The organism is Sphingomonas sp. 10B4, assembly GCF_035019905.1.
Lineage (GTDB): Bacteria > Pseudomonadota > Alphaproteobacteria > Sphingomonadales > Sphingomonadaceae > Sphingomonas > Sphingomonas glacialis.
On sequence record NZ_JASJVC010000543.1, the window covers coordinates 1 to 240 of the forward strand.

The window sequence follows — 240 nt, forward strand, 5'->3', positions numbered from 1 at the left end:
TCCAAAAATATTTGGTATCGTTCCCATCGAGTATTTCAAGCCAAGGCAAGATCTCGATGGATCAACCGGACATAACCGCGGCGAGAGAAATAAATCTGGCGCAGAGAATGATTTTGAGGCTATACAGGTTTGGCTAAGTACCTTTGAAAAAGACTCCAATACGTATTTATCGTATCGCAACCAGGTTGAACGGTTCTTACTATGGTCCATCCTTGAGCTTGGAAAACCTCTTTCCTCCTT

Annotated in this window: 1 pseudogene; it reads left to right on the forward strand. The window is 42.9% G+C overall.

The features are described 5' to 3' along the window. Window positions 1–240 (forward strand): annotated as a pseudogene (locus QN347_RS20810) (integrase); the annotation flags it as partial.